21 protein-coding genes are annotated in these 21,248 nt (G+C 61.7%); 17 read left to right on the top strand and 4 right to left on the bottom strand.

What is annotated here, in order from left to right; genetic code table 11:
• The first annotated feature begins 41 nt into the window (after positions 1-41).
• The 17 genes from fabG to nagZ all read left to right on the top strand — a co-directional run bounded on the left by fabG (position 42) and on the right by nagZ (position 16,005).
• Positions 42-791, top strand: a complete 750-nt coding sequence (gene fabG / locus J2W46_RS06825) for a 3-oxoacyl-ACP reductase FabG (RefSeq protein ID WP_214877423.1) — start codon at positions 42-44, stop codon at positions 789-791.
• 150 nt (positions 792-941) lie between these two features.
• Positions 942-1,181: an acyl carrier protein gene (gene acpP, locus J2W46_RS06820; protein WP_004197638.1), complete on the top strand. Its 240-nt coding sequence runs from the start codon at positions 942-944 to the stop codon at positions 1,179-1,181.
• A 231-nt stretch (positions 1,182-1,412) separates the two neighbouring features.
• Entirely contained in the window at positions 1,413-2,651 is a 1,239-nt protein-coding gene (gene fabF, locus J2W46_RS06815) for a beta-ketoacyl-ACP synthase II (protein ID WP_020069388.1), read from the top strand.
• Positions 2,652-2,766: 115 nt separating this feature from the next.
• On the top strand, positions 2,767-3,150 hold the full coding sequence (locus tag J2W46_RS06810) for a protein YgfX (RefSeq protein ID WP_027804853.1): 384 nt from the start codon (positions 2,767-2,769) through the stop codon (positions 3,148-3,150).
• A gap of 115 nt (positions 3,151-3,265) precedes the next feature.
• Positions 3,266-3,865, top strand: coding sequence for an RNA polymerase sigma factor RpoE (gene rpoE, locus J2W46_RS06805; protein ID WP_006051939.1), 600 nt, complete (start codon positions 3,266-3,268; stop codon positions 3,863-3,865).
• A gap of 83 nt (positions 3,866-3,948) precedes the next feature.
• A complete protein-coding gene (locus J2W46_RS06800; protein WP_310352383.1) occupies positions 3,949-4,563 on the top strand; it encodes a sigma-E factor negative regulatory protein in 615 nt (204 codons plus the stop codon).
• Positions 4,564-4,567: 4 nt separating this feature from the next.
• Positions 4,568-5,611 (top strand): MucB/RseB C-terminal domain-containing protein, encoded by a 1,044-nt coding sequence (locus J2W46_RS06795; protein ID WP_020069391.1) that lies wholly within the window; start codon positions 4,568-4,570, stop codon positions 5,609-5,611.
• A 35-nt stretch (positions 5,612-5,646) separates the two neighbouring features.
• Positions 5,647-7,173, top strand: a complete 1,527-nt coding sequence (locus J2W46_RS06790; protein ID WP_020069392.1) for a DegQ family serine endoprotease — start codon at positions 5,647-5,649, stop codon at positions 7,171-7,173.
• A complete protein-coding gene (locus tag J2W46_RS06785; RefSeq protein ID WP_087752808.1) occupies positions 7,170-7,433 on the top strand; it encodes a glutaredoxin family protein in 264 nt (87 codons plus the stop codon). Before J2W46_RS06790 ends, J2W46_RS06785 begins: the two co-directional genes overlap by 4 nt.
• 150 nt (positions 7,434-7,583) lie before the next feature.
• Positions 7,584-9,377: a translation elongation factor 4 gene (gene lepA / locus J2W46_RS06780; RefSeq protein WP_310352379.1), complete on the top strand. Its 1,794-nt coding sequence runs from the start codon at positions 7,584-7,586 to the stop codon at positions 9,375-9,377.
• A gap of 18 nt (positions 9,378-9,395) precedes the next feature.
• Positions 9,396-10,289 (top strand): signal peptidase I, encoded by an 894-nt coding sequence (gene lepB / locus J2W46_RS06775; protein WP_204522241.1) that lies wholly within the window; start codon positions 9,396-9,398, stop codon positions 10,287-10,289.
• Positions 10,290-10,475: 186 nt separating this feature from the next.
• The gene (rnc, locus tag J2W46_RS06770; protein ID WP_310352375.1) at positions 10,476-11,828 is read left to right on the top strand and encodes a ribonuclease III; all 1,353 of its coding nucleotides are present in this window, start codon (positions 10,476-10,478) and stop codon (positions 11,826-11,828) included.
• A 52-nt stretch (positions 11,829-11,880) separates the two neighbouring features.
• Positions 11,881-12,780 carry a GTPase Era gene (gene era / locus J2W46_RS06765; protein ID WP_027804855.1) on the top strand — a complete coding sequence of 300 codons (900 nt, stop codon included), beginning with the start codon at positions 11,881-11,883 and terminating at the stop codon, positions 12,778-12,780.
• Positions 12,767-13,684 carry a DNA repair protein RecO gene (recO, locus tag J2W46_RS06760; protein ID WP_310352372.1) on the top strand — a complete coding sequence of 306 codons (918 nt, stop codon included), beginning with the start codon at positions 12,767-12,769 and terminating at the stop codon, positions 13,682-13,684. The genes era and recO overlap by 14 nt, the downstream gene beginning before the upstream one ends.
• A complete protein-coding gene (gene pdxJ, locus J2W46_RS06755; RefSeq protein WP_020069399.1) occupies positions 13,681-14,445 on the top strand; it encodes a pyridoxine 5'-phosphate synthase in 765 nt (254 codons plus the stop codon). The genes recO and pdxJ overlap by 4 nt, the downstream gene beginning before the upstream one ends.
• 20 nt (positions 14,446-14,465) lie before the next feature.
• On the top strand, positions 14,466-14,891 hold the full coding sequence (gene acpS / locus J2W46_RS06750; protein WP_020069400.1) for a holo-ACP synthase: 426 nt from the start codon (positions 14,466-14,468) through the stop codon (positions 14,889-14,891).
• Positions 14,892-14,976: 85 nt separating this feature from the next.
• Complete coding sequence (gene nagZ, locus J2W46_RS06745; RefSeq protein WP_088173492.1) at positions 14,977-16,005, top strand: beta-N-acetylhexosaminidase; 1,029 nt, start codon at positions 14,977-14,979, stop codon at positions 16,003-16,005.
• Positions 16,006-16,148: 143 nt separating this feature from the next.
• Here the strand turns inward: nagZ and J2W46_RS06740 are convergent, their stop codons facing one another.
• From J2W46_RS06740 to earP, 4 genes are all read right to left on the bottom strand, one after another.
• Entirely contained in the window at positions 16,149-17,528 is a 1,380-nt protein-coding gene (locus J2W46_RS06740; RefSeq protein WP_027804856.1) for a sigma-54-dependent transcriptional regulator, read from the bottom strand.
• A 369-nt stretch (positions 17,529-17,897) separates the two neighbouring features.
• Complete coding sequence (locus J2W46_RS06735; RefSeq protein ID WP_020069403.1) at positions 17,898-18,104, bottom strand: CsbD family protein; 207 nt, start codon at positions 18,102-18,104, stop codon at positions 17,898-17,900.
• A 262-nt stretch (positions 18,105-18,366) separates the two neighbouring features.
• Entirely contained in the window at positions 18,367-18,924 is a 558-nt protein-coding gene (gene efp / locus J2W46_RS06730; RefSeq protein ID WP_020069404.1) for an elongation factor P, read from the bottom strand.
• A 460-nt stretch (positions 18,925-19,384) separates the two neighbouring features.
• Positions 19,385-20,611: an elongation factor P maturation arginine rhamnosyltransferase EarP gene (earP, locus tag J2W46_RS06725; RefSeq protein WP_310352365.1), complete on the bottom strand. Its 1,227-nt coding sequence runs from the start codon at positions 20,609-20,611 to the stop codon at positions 19,385-19,387.
• Positions 20,612-21,248: the final 637 nt, after the last annotated feature.

Below are 21,248 nucleotides of genomic sequence, written 5' to 3'. Positions count from 1 at the left end.
CAGCAATCAATCAGCCCTCCGAAGGGCATTCGGACCGACAGATGGAAAAGAATCTCGATAAGCAGATCGCAATCGTAACGGGCGCCTCGCGCGGCATCGGCCGCGCCATCGCTATGGAGCTCGCGCGCCAGGGCGCAACGGTGATCGGCACGGCGACCAGCGAAAGCGGCGCGGCGGCAATCAGCGAAGCGTTCAACGCGGCCGGCGTGAGCGGGCGCGGCGCGGTGCTCGACGTGAACGACGCGGCTGCTGCCGAAGCGCTGATCGAAGGCACGGTGAAGGAATTCGGTGCGCTGCATGTGCTCGTGAACAACGCCGGCATCACGCAGGACCAACTGGCCATGCGTATGAAGGACGACGACTGGGATGCGGTGGTCGACACCAATCTGAAGTCGGTGTTCCGTCTGTCGCGCGCGGTGCTGCGTCCAATGATGAAGGCAAAGGGCGGCCGCATCATCAATATCACGTCGGTGGTCGGTTCGGCAGGCAACCCTGGGCAGATCAATTACGCCGCAGCGAAAGCGGGCGTGGCCGGCATGACTCGCGCGCTTGCACGCGAGATCGGCAGCCGTGGCATTACCGTGAATTGCGTGGCGCCCGGTTTCATTGATACAGACATGACGCGCACGTTGCCGGAAGAGCAGCAAACGGCGCTGAAAACGCAGATTCCGCTGGGCCGTCTCGGCAGCCCGGAAGATATCGCACACGCCGTCGCATTCCTCGCGTCGCCGCAAGCAGGCTACATCACCGGCACGACGATGCATGTGAACGGCGGAATGTACATGTCGTAACCAAATTCGGTTACTATCCGCGCCTTGATGCGTTTGCAAATGCGTAAGGCGCATGCCTTGACAGCAACCTGATGCGCCGCTTTTTTGCCGGGTCAAACCTGATAAAATGCGCGCACCTGTATTTTTGAACTTCTTTCCCTTGGAGGGGTAATGGACAATATCGAACAGCGCGTCAAGAAGATCGTCGCAGAACAACTGGGCGTGGCCGAAGCTGAAATCAAGAACGAAGCTTCGTTCGTGAACGACCTCGGCGCCGACTCGCTGGACACGGTTGAACTCGTGATGGCCCTCGAAGACGAATTCGGCATGGAAATTCCGGATGAAGAAGCCGAGAAGATCACCACCGTTCAGCAAGCGATCGATTACGCTCGCGCAAACGTCAAGGCCTAAGGTCATTCGCGCCTGCGTTTATGCGTTAGCGGCGTATGACGCCCTGCCGTGTCGGTTGCCGACGCCAGCGGGGTCGCCATTTTTTGCCGCGAGGTGTGCCGTGCAGGAGCCAGCGATGTTGACAGCGCATTCTTCAGCGCGATTGCCGACTTAACAGCCACAGGGTACACAGGTCAGGTTCCTGTGGCCGCTGTGGCTTTTGTTTTTGTCATCTATGAAAAAGGGGTTACCGTGAGCCGCCGTCGTGTTGTTGTTACAGGCCTGGGGCTGATTTCGCCTGTTGGCAATAATGTTGCCGACGGCTGGGCCAATCTGGTCGCCGGCAAGTCGGGTATTGCCAATATCACGAAGTTCGATGCGTCGAACTTCTCGACTCGTTTCGCCGGCGAGGTGAAGGGCTTCAATATCGAGGACTACATCCCCGGTAAGGAAGCGCGCCACATGGATACGTTCATCCATTACGGCGTGGCTGCCGGCATCCAGGCGATGCAGGACAGCGGCCTGGAAGTCACCGACGAGAATTCGGAGCGTATCGGCGTCGTGGTCGGTTCGGGCATCGGCGGTCTGCCGATGATCGAAGTCACGCAAACCGAACTGCTCAATCGCGGCCCGCGCCGCATTTCGCCGTTCTTCGTGCCGGCGTCGATCATCAACATGATCTCCGGGCACCTGTCGATCAAGTTCGGCATCAAGGGTCCGAATCTCGCCATCGTCACCGCGTGTACGACGGGTTTGCACTGTATCGGCGAGGCTTCGCGCCTGATCGAATACGGCGACGCAGACGTGATGATTGCGGGCGGTGCGGAATCGACCGTGTCGCCGCTCGGCATCGGCGGCTTTGCGGCGGCCCGCGCGCTGTCGCAACGCAATGACGACCCGGCGACGGCAAGCCGTCCGTGGGACAAGGATCGCGACGGTTTCGTGCTCGGCGAAGGCGCTGGCGTGATGGTGCTCGAAGAGTACGAACACGCGAAGGCTCGCGGCGCGAAGATTTACGCCGAAGTCGGCGGCTATGGGATGAGCGGCGACGCCTATCACATGACCGCACCGCTCGAAGACGGTGACGGCGCGCGCCGCTGCATGCTTGCGGCCATGAAGAACGCCGGCATCAACGCCGATCAGGTCAACTACCTGAACGCGCACGGCACGTCCACGCCGCTCGGCGATCTGGCTGAGACAACCGGCATTAAGCGGGCGTTCGGCGACCATGCCAAAGACATCGTCGTGAATTCGACCAAGTCGATGACGGGTCACCTGCTCGGCGGTGCCGGCGGTCTTGAGTCGGTGTTTACCGTGCTGGCTGTTCACCATCAGGTGTCTCCGCCCACGATCAACATCTTCAACCAGGACCCCGAGTGCGATCTGGACTACTGTGCCAACACTGCACGGGAGATGAAGATCGACGTCGCGCTGAAGAACTCGTTCGGGTTCGGCGGCACGAACGGTACGCTCGTCTTCAAGCGCGCCTGATCTCTCGCAACGGGTGAAGCGCCAGCCAACGGCGCCGGCTTTGCCGGCGCTTTTCCGTGATACGGCCATCTTCGAAGGAACGTCGCAGCAAATCGTGCTGCGGCGTTCCTTCGCGATGCGCGTTGCGTTGGCTGCTTTCGTGGTGACGGCGTCGTGTGCGGTGTATAGCTGCATGGCGTCGTGGCTCACCGCATGGCAGGCGGTTCCGTTGACGCTTGCGGTGTTTGCGCTCCTTACGCTTTGCGCGGTCAGGCACGACCGGGCGCAGCCAGCGGCGCTCAGAATGGGACGCGAGGGCATTTCTGTCTGGGGCCGGGCCGGAAATCTGCTCGTATACGGTCGAATCGCCGGCTGTGCGCACTGGAGCGACCGTTTGTTGGTGCTCGAAGTGACGCCAGACGAAGGTCGGCGTCAAACGCTTCTTGTTCCCGCCGACACTGTGCCGACGGCCGTTTTCCGCGAACTGGCGGTGCGCGGGCGGCGCCGCGCTGGCGCGTGACTGTAACGAAAGTAACCGCTGTTACCGCGCGTCATGACCTCCGTAACGTGCCTCGTCGACGGGAACGCTACAATGGTGCCCCCGTCATGCGCCCCAAAGTTAACGGATTTATCAGGTGAGCGAAAAAGAAATTGATCAGGTGCTGGTCGAGCGCGTCCAGAAGGGCGACAAGGCCGCCTTCGAGCTTCTGGTCTCCAAATACCACCGCAAAATTCTCCGGCTAATCTCGCGCCTCGTGCGCGACCCCGCCGAAGTAGAAGACGTTGCGCAAGACGCTTTCATCAAGGCGTATCGGGCGTTGCCGCAATTTCGCGGGGAATCGGCTTTTTATACGTGGTTGTACCGGATTGCGGTCAACACGGCAAAGAACTACCTTGCGACCCAAGGCCGGCGCGCGCCGACTTCGACCGAAGCAGATGCTGAAGAAGCTGAAACTTTCTCGGACGCCGACCAACTAAGAGATATCAACACGCCTGAGTCGATGTTGATGAGCAAGCAGATCGCTGAGACGGTCAATGCTGCAATGGCGGTTTTACCGGAAGAGCTGCGTACCGCCATTACTCTTCGTGAAATTGAAGGTTTGAGCTACGAGGAAATCGCTGAGATGATGGGCTGCCCAATCGGCACCGTCAGATCGCGAATTTTCCGCGCTCGCGAAGCCATTGCGGCAAAATTGCGTCCGTTGCTTGACACACCTGAAGGCAAGCGCTGGTAAGTCACTAGCGCGCCGAACGGGGCGCGGGTGCAATATCTGGATTAGTGGTGTCACTACGGGGTCTTTGTAAGATGGGGAGCATCATGGGGTCAGTCTCGATGCAATCGCAAGCCAGCTCGCGCGGCGAGCGTCTGTCCGCTTTTGTCGACGGTGAGCTGTTCGGCGAAGAGCATCTGAATCTGGACAAGTTTCTGTCCGAGCTGGACGGCGAAGATCGCGCCGCGTGGTCCAGCTATCACCTGATTGGCGACGCATTGCGTTCCGACGATCTCGCGGTCGGTTCCGCGACGAGCGGTGCATTCCTCAGCGGATTCGCCGCCCGGCTGGAAAGCGAGCCGCATTTGCTCGCGCCGGCAGCCATACCGGTTACGCGCCGTCTGCTGGCGCTGCGTCGCCGCGTGGTGCCGGCCTTCGCGGTGGCCGCCGCGGCCGCTACACTAACGTGGATCGTCGTGCCGCAACTGCAGGGCGTACCCGGCGGGCCGGGCTCGACGCAGGTCGCTTCGGTTTCCTCGCACGGCGACGCGGTGCAAAAGGTTGCCATGGCGTCCGTGCCGGTGGCGCAAGACGCGAACATCATTCGCGACGCGGGTCTCGACCAGTATCTCGAAGCTCATCAGCAGTTCGCGCAGCAACCCGTCATGCCGGGCTCAATGCCGCTGATCCGCGCTGCTGCAGTCTCCACGCAAGGCCAATAGTTTGATGCAGACTCCGCGGTTGAATATAACGACTATCTGGGGGCGGCTGCCGGCATTTCTGTTCTGCGCAGCCGTGTTGTTGTCCGCTACACCGCGGGTTTTTGCACAAACCGACGACCCGCTCGTCGCCCGCCGTACCGCTGCCGATCTGCTGGATCGCATCCATCAGGCTGCGCAGCAACAGAACTACGAAGGCGCGTTTGTCTATCAGCGGGGCAATTTCGTCCAGACGTCGCGGATCGCGCACTATGCGACGAAGGCAGACGGCGAATTCGAACAGCTGGAAAGCCTCGACGGCAAGCCACGCAAGATGCTTCGTCATAACGAGGAGCTCTATACGTTCGTGCCGGAACGGCATTTGTGCGTTGTCGAAAAGCGCCAGAACAAAGACTCGTTCCCCGCGCTGCTTGCCGTAAGCGGCGAGCAGGTCCTGTCGGTGTACGAGCCGAAACTGCTCGGCGACGACCGCGTTGCGGGCATCGAAAGTCAGGTCATCGAACTCGATCCGAAAGACGCCTACCGATTCGCTTACAAACTGTGGGCTGACAAGAAAACCGGCCTGCTGCTGCGCGCACAAACGCTCGATCCAAGCGGTCAGGTGCTCGAACAACTGTCGTTCTCGCAGATTCGCATCGGCGTGCCCGTCGACAAGGCGGGCATTGTCAACGGTATTCGCAATACCGCGGGCTGGACGGTGGTGCATCCGCCTATCGAACCGGTCGATATGGCCGCGCAGGGCTGGCAGTTCGGCGTGACGGTGCCGGGCTTTCGCAAGATCCGTGAACTGCGCCGCCCAATGGCGGCGCGCGAAGCGGGCCAGCCCACCATTCCTGTGGATCAGGCCGTGTTCTCCGACGGCCTCGCCGCGATCTCGGTGTTCATCGAGCCGGTTGAAAACAACACGCGCAAGGAAGGCGCGGGCAGTACCGGTGCTACGCACGTACTAGTCAAGCGCCGCGGCGACTTCTGGATTACCCTGCTCGGAGAAGTGCCCCAGACCACGTTGCAGCAATTCGCGTCTGCCATAGAATACAAGGCTCCGAAGTAATCCTCCGAATCCTGAATCCCTCGGCTTCCAACGATATGACGACTTTCTCGGTGCGCAAATTCCTCGCGGCCGCGGTGGTGGCGGCATGTTTGCCGTTCGCACCGCATACGGCGTCAGCGGCCTCCGCAGCCAATCTGCCCGACTTCACCGACCTCGTCGACAAAGTCGGTCCGGCGGTCGTCAACATTCGCACGACCACGCGCGTGACGAACAGTGGCGCGCGCGGCGGTTTGCCGCCCGGCATGGACGACGGCGACATGTCGGAGTTCTTCCGGCGCTTTTTCGGCATTCCGATGCCGCAGTCGCCGCAATCTCCCGGCGCGCCGCGCGGCGGGGACAATGGCGGCCATGGCGGCAGCGGCGGCAGTGGTGGCAGCCAGGACACGCCGGACAGCAACGATCCCGAACAGAATAGCGGCGTCGGCTCGGGCTTCATCCTGTCGGCGGACGGCTACGTGATGACCAACGCGCACGTGATCGACGACGCGGACACCATTTACGTCACGCTCACCGACAAGCGCGAATTCAAGGCGAAACTGATCGGCGTGGACGATCGCACCGACGTCGCGGTCGTGAAGATCAGCGCGGCGAATCTGCCGACCATCACCATCGGCGACTCGAACAAGGTTCGCGTGGGCGAGTGGGTGGTCGCAATCGGCTCGCCGTTCGGGCTCGAGAACACGGTGACGGCCGGCATTGTCAGCGCGAAAGGGCGTGACACCGGCGACTATCTGCCGTTCATCCAGACCGACGTAGCCGTCAATCCGGGCAATTCGGGTGGACCGCTCATCAACATGCAGGGCGAAGTGATCGGCATCAACTCGCAGATCTACAGCCGTACCGGCGGCTTTATGGGCATTTCGTTCGCGATTCCGATCGACGAAGCGATGCGCGTGGCCGATCAGTTAAAAGCGTCGGGCAAGGTGGTGCGCGGCCGGATCGCGGTGGCGATCGGCGAAGTGACCAAAGACGTCGCTGATTCACTCGGTCTGCCGAAGTCGCAGGGCGCGCTTGTCAGCAGCGTCGAGCCGGGCGGTCCGGCGGACAAGGCCGGCGTGCAGCCAGGCGACATCATCCTGAAGTTCAACGGTCATTCGGTCGATACGGCTACTGACTTGCCGCGCATGGTCGGCGATACCAAGCCGGGCACGAAGGCGACCATTACGGTCTGGCGCAAGGGCCAAACGCGCGAGCTGCCGGTCACGATCGCAGAGATGCAGCCGGACAAGACTGCAAAGGCCGATCAGCGCAAGCCGCAGGCGCCGAAGCAGCGGGCCACGAATGCGCTCGGCCTGGCCGTCAGCGACATCCCGTCCGACCAGCTGAAGGCGCTGAAACTGCGCAACGGTGTGCAGATTGACGCCGCGGACGGTCAGGCGGCACGCGTCGGCCTGCAAAAGGGCGACATCATCCTGCGTGTGGGCGACACGGATATCACGAGCGCGAAGCAGTTCGACGAACTGACCTCGCATCTGGACTCGCAGAAGATGGTCGCACTGCTGGTGCGTCGCGGCGAGAACACCCAGTTCGTGCCGATTCGCCCGCGCAGCGCTCAGAAATGACAACGGTGGCGCCGCTCACGCTTTATTCGCGCGCGTGGTGCCACTTGTGCGACGACATGCGCGCCGCGCTCGAGCCCTTGCTGGCCGAGTTCGGCGCGCAAGTAGAAGTCATCGACGTCGACAGCGATCCTTCGCTCGAAGCCCGATACAACGAGCTGGTACCCGTTCTGTTGTGCGACGGAATCGAGCTTTGTCACTACCGTCTCGACGAATCGCGGGTGCGTGAAGCGTTGGCTGCCCGCACCGCTGCGGCTTCCTGAACCGGTCTTTCGTCGAAGGTCTCCGCATCCAGGCCCTGCAAGATGCGCCGGGCACCGGCCTTTTCGGCTAAAATAGACAGGTTTTTCACCTACTTACAAGGCGTGCTCCGCTATTGTCCGAGCGCGCCTTTTTTGCTTGATCGGCACTGAATGGATCATATTCGTAACTTCTCGATCATTGCGCACATCGACCATGGCAAGTCGACGCTTGCCGATCGCATCATCCAGATTTGCGGCGGTTTGTCCGACCGCGAGATGGAAGCTCAGGTGCTCGACTCGATGGACCTCGAGCGCGAGCGCGGCATCACTATTAAGGCACAGACTGCGGCCCTGACCTATCGCGCCCGCGACGGCAAGGTCTACAACCTGAACATGATCGACACGCCGGGGCACGTCGACTTCTCGTACGAAGTCAGCCGCTCGTTGTCCGCGTGCGAAGGCGCACTGCTGGTTGTCGACGCAAGCCAGGGCGTGGAGGCGCAAACAGTCGCCAACTGCTACACGGCAATCGAACTCGGCGTCGACGTCATTCCGGTGCTCAACAAGATCGATCTGCCGGCCGCGAATCCCGAGAACGCAATCGCGGAGATTGAAGACGTAATCGGTATTGACGCAACCGACGCCACGCATTGCAGCGCCAAGACGGGCCAGGGTGTGGAAGACGTGCTCGAAGCGTTGATCGCGAAAGTGCCGCCGCCGAAGGGCGATCCGGAAGCGCCGTTGCAGGCGCTGATCATCGACTCGTGGTTCGACAACTACGTCGGCGTTGTGATGCTCGTGCGTATCGTCAACGGCACACTGCGTCCAAAGGACAAAATCCGCATGATGGCGACCGGCGCGCAGTATCCGGTCGAGCACATTGGCGTGTTCACGCCGAAGTCCAAGAACCTCGAATCGTTGTCGGCGGGGCAGGTGGGTTTCATCATCGCCGGCATCAAGGAATTGGCCGCGGCGAAGGTGGGTGACACCGTCACGCTGGTGAACGCGCCTGCTACCGAGCCGTTGCCGGGCTTCAAGGAAGTGAAGCCACAGGTGTTCGCCGGCCTCTATCCGGTCGAAGCGAACCAGTACGACGCGCTGCGCGACTCGCTTGAAAAGCTGAAGCTGAACGACGCATCGCTGCAATACGAGCCCGAAGTTTCGCAGGCGCTCGGTTTCGGTTTCCGTTGTGGCTTCCTGGGTCTGCTGCACATGGAGATCGTGCAGGAACGTCTCGAACGCGAGTTCGACATGGACCTGATCACCACGGCGCCGACCGTCGTGTACGAAGTCCTGCAACGCGACGGCACAACCATCATGGTCGAAAATCCGGCCAAGATGCCGGAACCCTCGAAGATCGAAGAAGTGCGCGAGCCGATCGTCACCGTGAACCTGTACATGCCGCAGGATTACGTCGGGTCGGTGATCACACTGTGTACGCAAAAGCGCGGCAACCAGATCAACATGCAGTATCACGGCCGTCAGGTGCAGTTGGCCTACGAGATCCCGATGGGCGAGGTCGTGCTGGATTTCTTCGATCGGCTGAAATCGATCTCGCGCGGTTACGCGTCGATGGATTACGAATTCAAGGAATATCGCGCGTCCGACGTCGTCAAGGTCGACATGCTGATCAACGGCGACAAGGTGGACGCGCTGTCGGTCATCGTGCACCGTTCGCAGAGCCAGTACCGCGGCCGCGAAGTCGCGGCGAAAATGCGCGAACTGATTCCGCGCCAGATGTACGACGTTGCGATCCAGGCCACGATTGGCTCGAACATCATCGCGCGCGAAAACATTAAAGCATTGCGTAAGAACGTGCTGGCAAAATGCTACGGCGGCGATATTTCACGTAAGAAAAAGCTGCTGGAAAAGCAGAAGGCAGGCAAGAAGCGAATGAAGCAAGTGGGGTCCGTCGAGATTCCGCAAGAGGCTTTCCTCGCCATCCTGCGTGTCGAAGACAAATAAGACGAACAACGGAACCCTATGAATTTTGCGCTGATTCTTTTTGTGCTCGTCGTTTTGACGGGCGTCGCATGGGTCGCAGACAAACTGGTGTTCATGCCGCAAAGGCGGCGCGCGGCGGAAGCCGCGGTCGCTGAGTTCGACCGTCAGCAGGCACGTATCGGTGAGCGTTTCGCCGACGAAAACGCCGCGCAGACGCGCGCGCGTCTGCGTGACGACAAGCTGCGCCAACCGTGGTGGCTCGAATATTCCGCGAGCTTTTTCCCGGTGATTCTGGTGGTTTTCGTGGTGCGCTCGTTTGTTGTCGAGCCGTTCAAGATTCCGTCCGGCTCAATGGTGCCGACGCTGCTGGTCGGCGACTTCATCCTTGTGAATAAATTCGATTACGGTATCCGGCTGCCGATCGTCAATACGAAAATTACAGAGGGCCGGCCGCTCCAGCGCGGCGACGTGGTGGTGTTCCGCTATCCGAAAGACGAGTCGGTCGACTATATCAAGCGCGTGATCGGCTTGCCGGGCGACACGGTTGCGTATCAGGACAAGCAGCTCACCATCAACGGCAAACCGGTGCCTGAAACGCCGCTGCCCGACTATCTCGACGAGGAGCGTCTTGGCTACGCGAAACAGTTCGAGGAAAACCTCGACGGCCGCAAGAACGCAATTTTGAACAATCCCGCGGTGCCGCCGTTTATCGTCGGCGCAGAAGATTATCCGTATCGCGACAACTGCACATACAACGCGCGCGGCGTGATCTGCAAAGTGCCGCCGGGCAATTACTTCATGATGGGCGATAACCGCGACAACAGCGCCGACAGCCGGTATTGGGGTTTTGCGCCGGACAAGAATATTGTCGGCCGCGCGTTTTTCATCTGGATGAACTTCAGCAATCTCAAGCGCATCGGCTTGTTCCAGTAAGTTTTGCGCCGACTGCATGACGTGCTGCGAACGTGATCGCTTAGCAAAGATCAGCGATCACGTGAACGACCCTGCGGGCGCCCGCGCGTTATCGCTACATAAAGTCCTCTAACGTCGCTTCACACGCTTTTCCCGTCGGGCCGGCCGCGTTTTCGCCCGGCCCGGCGCCCGCGTTATACTCTGCCCATGCCCTCATCTCCGTTGGAAAGCCGTCTGCGCTACGAATTTCGCAATGCGGAATTGCTGCGCCAGGCTTTAACACACCGCAGTCACAGTTCCACGCACAACGAACGGCTCGAATTTCTAGGCGATTCCGTTCTGAATTGCGCGGTGGCTGCGCTTTTGTTCCAACGTTTCGGGAAGCTCGACGAAGGCGACCTGTCTCGCGTTCGCGCTAATCTGGTCAAACAGCAATCGCTTTACGAAATCGCTCAGGCCCTGAATATCTCCGAAGGACTTCGGCTCGGGGAGGGTGAACTGCGCAGCGGCGGCTTCCGTAGGCCGTCAATCCTTGCTGACACGCTCGAAGCGGTGCTGGGTGCAGTGTTCCTCGACGGCGGTTTCGAAGCCGCCCAGACGGTCATTAAGCGGCTCTACGTGCCGATCCTCGATCACATCGACCCGCGTACGCTCGGCAAAGATGCGAAAACGCTTCTGCAGGAATATCTGCAAGGTCACAAGATCGCGTTGCCCACGTACACCGTCGTGGCTACCCATGGTGCAGCGCACAATCAGCAATTCGAAGTTGAATGTACGGTGCCAAAGCTGGACGTGAAGGTCTCTGGCTCGGGCGCCAGTCGGCGCGCGGCTGAGCAGGCCGCAGCCAAAAAAGCGCTCGACGAGGTCCTCGCCGCCGCGCCTGCCGTCGTCGGCAAGTCGAAGCGTTCGAAAGGCGCCCGCGCCGCGAAAAACGTCGAGCTTGAGATCGTTCCAGGCGTGACTGGCGTTCAAACCGCGCTTGACCTGCGCAGCCCGGATCGTAAGAGCGAGCGTGGCGCGGCAAGGGGAGAACCGCGGGTAACGTCCGGAACAGAGCCCGCAGCGGAGCGCAGCGCGTTGGCGACTGCCGTTGCGGCTGCGCCGCTGGCGGTGATTCGCGCGGCGCACGTCGAGTACAGCGCCCCGGAAAGAGTCGAACGTGGCGACAAGGGCGAGCGACTGGAGAAAGCCGACAGGGCGGAAAAGTTCGAGAAATCGGACAGAGCAGCGGTGCAGTCTGGCGAAAAATCGGCGGACAGATCGGCAGGGGACAAGCCGGCGGACAAACTGGACGCGAAGTCGGCCGAGGCCAAGCCAGCAGAGTCAAAAACCGCCGACCCGAAAACCGCCAACGCCTCGTCCGCAGACCCGAAGCCGGTCGACCCGAAGCCCACCGACCCAAAGGCAGAGTCCGCCGTCCGCAACGTAGACAAACCGCCCCGCGGTCGCGAGCCGGCGTCCGACGCTGTATCGCCCGTGACGAACACCGCGGCCCCCACCGAAAACGAACCCGGCGTAGCCGACGCGGTACAAACGCGCGTCGCCGACGCGGGCCATTGATTGCCCCGGTGCGCCACCCGAGCGCGTCGATCCGAAACTGCCGTAGCCCAATATGAACGCTCCCACTCCCACTGGTTTCCGCTGCGGCATGGTCGCGATCGTCGGTCGCCCTAACGTCGGCAAATCCACGCTGATGAACGCGCTGGTCGGCCAGAAAGTCAGCATCACGTCGCGCAAGGCGCAGACTACGCGCCATCGCATCACCGGCATTCATACGCTCGAAGACGTCCAGTACATTTTCGTCGACACGCCCGGTTTTCAAACCAAGCACAGCGGCGCGCTGAACCGTTCGCTGAACCGCGCGGTGACGTCTACGCTGACTTCCGTCGATGCGATCCTGTTCGTGATCGAAGCCGGCCGTTTCGGCCCGGACGACCAGAAAGTGCTCGACCTGATTCCGCCTTCCGTACCCACGTTGCTGATCGCAAACAAGCTCGACCGTGTGTCGGATAAAGACTCGCTGTTTCCGTTCATGCAGCAGGTGAGCGCGCTGCGCCAGTTCAGCGAGATCGTGCCGCTGTCGGCCAAGAACCCGGACGACATCAAGCGCCTGATGGCCACCGTCAAGCCGTATCTGCCGGAAGGCGCACCGATTTACGGCGAAGACGATCTCACCGATCGCAGCGAGCGCTTTCTCGCGGCCGAAATTCTGCGCGAGAAAGTTTTCCGCTGGACCGGCGACGAACTGCCGTACACAAGCACCGTGCTGATCGACAAGTTTGAAACCGAAGGACGCCTGCGCCGCATCTTCGCGACGATCCTCGTGGAGCGCGACACGCACAAGGCCATGATCATCGGCCAGAAGGGTGCGAAGCTGAAGCAGATCAGCACCGAGGCGCGCCTCGACATGGAGAAGCTGTTCGACGGACCCATCTATCTGGAAACCTTCATCAAGGTGAAGAGCGGTTGGGCCGACAACGAAGCAGGGCTTCGTGCGTATGGGTACGAATGACGCGTGGGTCACGCTGAATTCCGACACGGATCCGGACGACTCGGAGCCGGCTGCGCCGCCGCGCGAGCCCTCAAAACCGGCTCGCGCCAGCCGCAAATCTTCCACTAAGAGCGCCTCCGACACCGGCCCCGATGACGCGCCTCGCAAGGCGCCGACTCGCCGGTCCTCGCGCGGTTCCGCATTGGCTTCCGAATACCGGATCGCCGAGCAACCCGCCTTCGTTCTGCATAGTTATCCGTATCGTGAGACCAGTCTGATCATCGACGTGCTGTCGCGCGATCACGGTCGCCTCGCGCTCGTCGCCAAGGGCGCGAAGCGTCCGCACTCCGCGCTGCGCGGCGTGCTGCAGACGTTCCAGCCACTCGCACTGTCGTGGTCCGGCAGAGGCGAGGTACGTACGCTGACCGGCGCCGAGTGGGTCGGCGGCATGCTGCCTTTAACAGGCGACGCGCTGCTGTGTGGCTTCTACGTGAACGAACTCCTCGTGAAGTTTTGCGCGCGCGAAGATCCGCATCCGCAACTGTTCCATCACTATGTCGTCACCATGACGCGTCTCGCGCACGACGAGCCGCCGGTCCAGGTGTTGCGTTCGTTCGAGCGCGTGTTGCTGCGCGAAACAGGTTACGCGATGGCGCTCGATCGCACCGTCGCGCGCAAAGCGGTGGAAGCCGGCAGCCGCTATGTGTTCGATCCGGAGCGCGGCGTGCGCGAAGCATCCGACGATCTGCCGTCGCAGTGGCCGGTGATTGCAGGTCAAACCTTGCTCGATATGGAAAAGGACGATTACCATCGGGCGCAGACGGTGGCGCAAAGCAAAACGCTGATGCGCTTTCTGCTCAACACTTATCTTGGCGGCACGCCGCTCGCGACGCGCCAGATCCTGATCGACTTGCAGAACTTATGAGCTTCTTTCTAACGTCGCCGAATGTGATTGATCTCGGCGTGAACATCGATCACGTCGCCACGCTGCGCAACGCGCGCGGCACTTCGTACCCCGACCCGATCCGCGCCGCGCTGATGGCCGAGGAAGCCGGCGCCGACGTCATTACGCTGCATCTGCGCGAAGATCGCCGCCATATCGTGGACGCCGATGTGCGCGCGCTGCGCCCGCTGCTCAAGACGCGGATGAACCTCGAATGCGCGGTCACGCAGGAGATGCTCGACATCGCCTGCGAAGTCAAACCGCATGACGTTTGCCTCGTGCCGGAAAAGCGCCAGGAATTGACGACAGAAGGCGGTCTGGACGTCGCCGGTCAGTTCGAGGCCGTGCGCGCTGCGTGCAGGCAACTGGCCGACGCGAACTCACGCGTGTCGCTCTTCATCGATCCGGACGAGACGCAGATCCGCGCAGCGCACGAAGCCGGCGCACCGGTAATCGAACTGCACACCGGACGTTATGCCGAGGCGCACGATCCAGCCGAACAACAACGCGAATTCGAGCGCGTGGTTCGCGCGGTCGAATTTGGCGCGACGCTCGGTATCAAGGTGAACGCGGGCCACGGCCTGCACTACACGAACGTCCAGCAGATCGCGGCGATCGACGGCATCGTCGAGCTGAATATCGGTCACGCGATCGTCGCCCATGCGATTTTCGCGGGCTGGGACAACGCGGTGCGCGAGATGAAGGCGATCATGGTCGCCGCCCGTCTCGGCGCCCGTGCGTAACGCGTAAGGGCCGGCCCCCTATGGCGATCTACGGTATTGGTACAGACATCGTTCAGGTGAGTCGCGTGGCCGCGGTCATGACCCGCACCAACGGCCGCTTTGCCGAGAAGGTACTCGGCCCGGACGAACTGCGTGTCTACCACGCGCGCAACGCCCGTTCTGCCGCGCGCGGGCTCGCATTCCTCGCCACGAGATTCTCGGCGAAGGAGGCGTTTTCGAAGGCGATCGGTCTCGGCATGCACTGGCCCATGACATGGCGCGCGTTGCAAACGCTCAATAAGCCGAGCGGCGAACCGATGGTGGTCGCGTCCGGGGAGTTAGCCGAATGGCTCGAGGCGCGCGGCATCACGGCGCGCGTCACGATCACCGACGAGCGCGATTACGCCGTGTCGTTCGTGATCGCCGAAAGTGCGCAAGCGCAAGAGGCGAACGGCTCCGACTCTTGAGCTGCGGCTAACCAGAAATAATTGTGAACGCGGCCCTGCGCGGTCGCGTCTCTCCTTGCTTCACGCAATCTTCAAGCGAAAATCAATGAAAACCAATCCCGGACCGGTGATGCTCGACGTCGTCGGCAAGACGCTGAACGACGACGACAAGCGCCGTCTCGCCCATCCGATGACCGGTGGCGTGATTCTGTTCGCGCGCCACTACGAGAGCCGGGCGCAACTGATTGCGCTGACCGACTCGATTCGCGCGATTCGCGAGGACTTGCTGATCGCGGTCGATCACGAAGGCGGACGTGTGCAGCGCTTTCGAACCGACGGGTTCACCGTGCTTCCCGCAATGGGCAAGCTCGGCGCGCTATGGGACAGCGACGTTATGCATGCCACCAAGGTCACGACCGCAGTTGGCTATATCCTCGCTTCGGAACTGCGCGCCTGCGGCATCGACATGAGCTTTACGCCGGTGCTCGATCTGAACTACGGCCAGTCGCAGGTAATCGGCGATCGTGCGTTTCATAGCGACCCGCGCGTCGTGGCGATGCTGGCGAAAAACCTCAACCACGGTCTTGCGCTCGCGGGCATGAGCAACTGCGGCAAGCACTTTCCGGGGCATGGTTTTGCGCACGCGGATTCGCACGTCGCGATGCCCGTCGACGAACGCTCGCTCGACGAGATTCTGCGCGACGACGTAGCGCCATATGACTGGCTTGGGCTGTCGCTGGGCTCGGTGATTCCGGCGCACGTCGTCTATCCGCAGGTGGACTCCAGGCCGGCGGGTTTTTCACGCATCTGGCTGCAGGACATCCTGCGCGGCAAGCTGCGCTTCGAAGGCGCCATTTTTAGCGACGACCTCTCGATGGAAGCCGCGCGCCAGGGCGGCACGCTCACCGAAGGCGCGACCGCCGCGCTGCAGGCCGGTTGCGACATGGTGCTGATCTGCAATCAGCCGGAAAAGGCTGAACAGGTGCTCGACGAATTGCGCTTCACGCCATCGAAGGAATCGCAGCAGCGGCTCAAGCGCATGCGCCCGCGCGACAAGGCGCTGAAGTGGAGCAAGCTGGTGGCGGAGCCGCGATATCTGCAAGCCCAGGCTTTGCTGCGCAGCGTGTTCGCCTGAGCGACGCGCGAAGACAGTAGATAAACCAAAACGGCGCCTCGCTTGAGGCGCCGTTGTTCATTGGTCATCTGCACGCGTGCATGTGATGTGCGCCGCCCCGATCCGCTTTGCGAGCGCTTCGACTTGCAAAGCGAAGCGGGCGGTCAGTTCAGCCGCATCCGTTGCAGCTTGTTGTACAGCGTCTTCGGGCTGATGCCCAGCAGCGACGCCGCCCGATGGCGTGTACCGCCTACCGCGTCGAGCGTCGCGCGAATCAGCATTTCTTCCACATCGGCGAGCGGGGTGCCGACCGTGACCTGAACGCGGCTGCCATTCAGATCGCGACCGTTGACAGAGCCCGCTTCGTCGGCGCGCAACGACTCCAGCACGTCGCCCGACGCGTGGTACGCGCGCCGCACGCGGTCCTGCAACTCGCGCACGTTGCCCGGCCATTCGTATGTCAGGCATTCGCGCAGGAAGTTGGGCCCAATCTGCTTCGCGACGTCGGACACGCCCCGCGCGGCGGCGTCGTGATTCAGGTCGTCGACAATCGCCTGCGCGATCAGCGCAGGATCTTCGTCGCGCTCGCGCAACGGCGGCAGCGTCACCGCTGCGGCTTCGAGACGCAGCGCGAGGTCCTCGTGGAGGCTGCCGTCTGCGACCGCAGCGCGCGGCGGCTTGCGCGTCGACGCGATCAACCGGAAATCGGTCACGACCTGACTCGTGCCGCCGACCCGCATGAAGGTCTGCGAATCCAGCGCGCGGAGCAGTGCTTCCTGCTGCGCGCGCGGCAACTCCGCGATCTCGTCGATGAAAAGCGTCCCGCCGCTCGCCTGCTCGAAGAGGCCAGGCTCGCGTTGATCGGCGCCGCTAAACGCGCCGCGTTCGTGGCCGAACAGCACGCTATCTAGCGACCGCAACTGCGAACTGGCCGCGTTTCGGCAATCGAGCGTGACGAACGGGCCTTTGCGGCGCCGGCTCATATCGTGCATCGTCTGGGCGGCCACCTGTTTGCCGGTCCCGGCTTCGCCTGAAATCAGGACGGCCGCTTCGGTCGGTGCGATATGTTCGATCGTGTCGTACACGTGCTGCATCGCGGCGCTGCGACCCAGTACCGAGCCGAAGCGCCCAAGCTGGCGCAACGATGCGCGCAGCGTCTGCACTTCTTCAGTCAACTCATACGGACGCGGAATTCTCGCCAGCAGACTGCGCAGGCGCGGAATGTTGACCGGCTTCAGCAGATAGTCCCAGATGCCATGTCGCAAGCCTTCGATCGCGCTTTCCACGGTCGCATTGCCGGTCATGACGATCACGGGCAGTGCGCCGCCTGGCGGATGCGCGGGCAAATGCTGCAACAGATCGAGCCCGCTGCCGTCGGGAAGATTCAGGTCGACCAGAACAACGTCGGGGATGAAGCGCGTCAGCGCGGCGCGCGCTTCGGCGATGGTCGTCGCGGTGTCGACGGAAAAACCATCCGCGGCAAGAATCGCGGATAGGCCCGACAGGCTATTGGGGTCGTCTTCAACAATCAGAGCGTGTGGCATGGCGAGCGCAACTTTATAAATGGATGAAATAGCCGCTTTTTCTGCGCCTGAACCGCAGCGCGGCGAAGCGGGCACGATGGCTGGCCGGTACTGTCGGTCGGATGCGTCGCGACGCAAGTCAGCATCAGCCGGGCGGCGCGCAAGCGGCCTCCCGGTCGGCATGACCGCGATACCCGGCATTCATGACGCCGGGCGAAGCGGGCGGCGAGTCGACTCACGTAGTTCTGGTCCTTTTCTGTATCTGAGCGGGCGATTCGCCGCGCGCTGGTTAGCGCTGCGGCCCGCCTGGTTCTATTCGCCGGCATCCTGCGGTCACTATGCAACGCTGCAAGGACGCCGACGCTTACTTCGCGTCTGCTGTTTTTGCTGTCAGATATCCCGATTGCTGTCGAAGAAGCGGCGTACTTCGCGCTCCGCGTCCTCGCGAGTTTTGCCATAGCGTTCCTGAATCAGCCCTGCGAGACGGTCCGCGCGACCTTCGGCCTTGGTGAGTTCGTCGTCGGTCAGTTCGCCCCACGCAGCCTTTGCCTTGCCGACCAGTTGCTTCCACTTGCCTTCTGCGATGTCGTTATTCATCTCGCATCTCCGGAGTCGAGAGGTATTGGGTATGGGGTCTCTAGCATGAGCTATGCCAACGCGCTTTGACTTGGCATATCAAGGGCTTACATTGGCCCACACGGCAACATCGAACGCTGCAACCGGAAATTTGGACAAAATTGCCGGTAAAGTTTTCCTCAACGATACTCGGCGGCACAAAAAAGAAAAAGCGCCCAATTGGGCGCTTTTCATTTTTTGCCAGCGCGCGTTGCGTCGCGCTGGCGGGGCAGCTTGCCGGCGGTTATGCGCGGCTACGATACTCGTGCGTACGCGTGTCGATTTCGATCTTGTCGCCGATGTTGCAGAACAGCGGCACTTGCAGTTCGAAACCGGTGTTCAGCTTGGCATTCTTCAGTACCTTGCCCGACGACGTATCGCCCTTGACAGCCGGTTCCGTGTAGATGATTTCGCGGACCAGCGTGGTCGGCAGTTCGACGGAGATGGCTTTCTCGTTGTAGAACACGACTTCGCAAGTCATGCCGTCTTCGAGGTAGTTCATCGCGTCGCCCATCATTTCGGCTTCGACTTCATACTGGTTGTAGTCGGCGTCCATGAACACGTACATGGGGTCGGCGAAGTACGAGTACGTCACTTCCTTGCGCTCGAGCACGACGACGTCGAACTTGTCGTCTGCCTTGTATACGCTTTCCATGCCTGCGCCGGTCAGCAGGTTCTTGAACTTCATCTTGACGACGGCGGAGTTGCGGCCCGATTTGTTGTATTCGGCCTTTTGCACGACCATTGCGTCTGCGCCGATCATCACGACGTTGCCGGTGCGGAGTTCCTGTGCGGTCTTCATAAAACTGTCCTGTACGAAATAAGTAGCTTCAACTTGTGCTCAACGGCATACGGCGCAAGCGGCTTCGACGTTTCCTGCGCTTTACGCCGCGCCGCGATGAGACGGCCCGGCGAGAAGCGGTGCATGAAGCGCGGTTGACTTGCTGCGAGGGTTCCAGTGGCGTAGCCGATGCGACGCGTTCCGCAATTCCCGCAAATCCGTTACCTGCTTTTTACCCGATGCGGGCGTGTACACGAGTGGCGCCGGTCTGCAGCGTGTTTCCTGAAGTGCGCTTTACTCCGCCGTTTCTCCACCGATTACATGCGGCTTGCGTGAAGCATCGCATTTGCATCTTTCGATGCCGGGGGAACCGGCTAAAAGTCGGAGACTAAAAGCCAACTGAAGCCAACCGAGGCCAACTGAATCCAGGATTTTTGCTGCGATCGGGCCGCGCTTGCGTCGTCGGCCGTTGGATAACCGCTTATTTTAACTGACTTTTTGTGAACAAGGCCAGATTTCCGGCGAGGTCGCCGACTCGCGCGAGTTCGCCGGCCCATTCGGCCGCGCGTCGCTGCAGCGCCGGGTAGTGGTCGCGCAGCGCTGCCCAGTCCGGCTCGCCGGCGCCATTCCAGGCGTGCCAGAAGCGCGCGAGCGCGGCGCGGGCATCGACGGGAAGCGTGCGGCCGTAGTGTTCAAGCGCGGCGTCGAGCTTCGGCAGATGCGCGTCGTCCGCTTGCGGGTAAATGTGCCAGACGAAGGGTCTGGCGGCCCACTGCGCGCGCACAAACGAATCTTCGCCGCGCACAAAATTGATGTCGCTTGCCCACAGCAGCGCGTCGTAGCCGGATTGTTCGGTGAACGCGAGGCCGTGAGCGCTCAATGCGCCGCGCTCGGCATGGGCGCCGGCGCTGAACGCCGGCATTCCGAAAAAGCGCGCGACCGCGCCGGAGATGCGGCCCTCGGGCACAAGCAGCACCACAGGTTCGACACTGTCGCGCCATTGCTCGAGCAGGTTGTCGGCTGCCGGATTCTCGTAGGCGAAGAGCGAGACGACAGTCGCCCCGACAGGCGGCGCGCGTCCCACGGCTCGCAGCCACCACGCTTCTCGTGCCGCAGGCGACGCCTCGAACGCCGCGCGTGCGGCATCCAGATTCCGCTCCTTCAGCACGCCGCCGGTGCCCGGCCCGAGCCCGGGAAAGAAGAACGTCTTGACGAGCGGATAGCGCGGATGCGGCGACGGTCGCAGGTGAAAGTCCGCGACCCAGTCCTCGGCGCTCAGATATTCGAGGTTGATCCACACAGGCGGGCGCTTGCGCTGCGCCATTGCAGCCACGTAGATGGGCGGCAGTTCGCAGGCGAACGCCTCGATCACCACGTCGGCCACTTCGAGCGTGTCGCCGGCGTGCGTCGGCGCGTGCCAGTGTTCGACGACGATCCCGTCGATGGTCTGCCGTGCATGATCGAGCACGAGCGACGGACACAGTTTCTGGAACGCATGCAGATCGTCGACGAAGACTCGCACTTGCCACCCGTGCTCGCTCGCAAGCTGACGCGCGAGGCGCCAGCACACGCCGATATCGCCGAAATTGTCGATCACCGCGCAGAAAATATCGCACGCGATGGCTGCGGACGGTTCGCGAGGCGCAGCGGCGCTTGGATCGGCGGCTGCGTCGGCGGTCGGGTCGGATGGCGGCGCGGTGGAGGGCATCGGCGGGCTCGGGCGGACGCGGAATGTTCTAAACTGGCGATTCTAGTGCGACACGCACGCTCGTGTCCGGGTAGCCCCAACGTAAGGGGCATCGACTAGCGGCAAAGGAGGCGTCTGTCTGAGCCTAACCAGTCGCGAAGATATCACGCGGAGCATCGGGAAGGGGCGCGAGTCCCTCGACGCAACTGCTCAGAAGTGGGGTATCTCTTGTAGCGAAGCGAGAGCCGGTAGAGGTTTGCCGGGTCTCGTCCATACGAGTCTCGGTGAAGCACATTCTCCGAGAGCTCGCATTGCATTGACCTGATTACCGTCAGGTCCCGCCCAGTCAGCGGCTTCATCTCCGCCGACTGGGCGGAGTGATGTATGCAATTCCTGCGCCGTCATCGGCAACGGATTCGCGAACCGACACGAGCGAAAGCTCGGCGTGTCATTGTTTGGCCTCGTCAGTTGAACGGCGAGGATAGTGAACCTGCTGTACGACCAGCAGTAGCCTAGGAAGACATGCGTCACTGGCAACAGTGGGGTGTGAAGCTCTTCTGACAATGTAGCCCCCGGATGTTTCGGGCAGGCCATTCCCGTGAGGGATTGGTCTGGACACTCCTAGCAGCAATGGGGTCGAGGAGCTAGGCTGGCTGAT

Source organism: Paraburkholderia strydomiana, from assembly GCF_031456815.1.
Taxonomy (GTDB): Bacteria; Pseudomonadota; Gammaproteobacteria; order Burkholderiales; family Burkholderiaceae; genus Paraburkholderia; species Paraburkholderia caledonica.
Note: the sequence above shows the minus strand (reverse complement) of the source record. Positions and strands in the feature narration are given on the sequence as shown.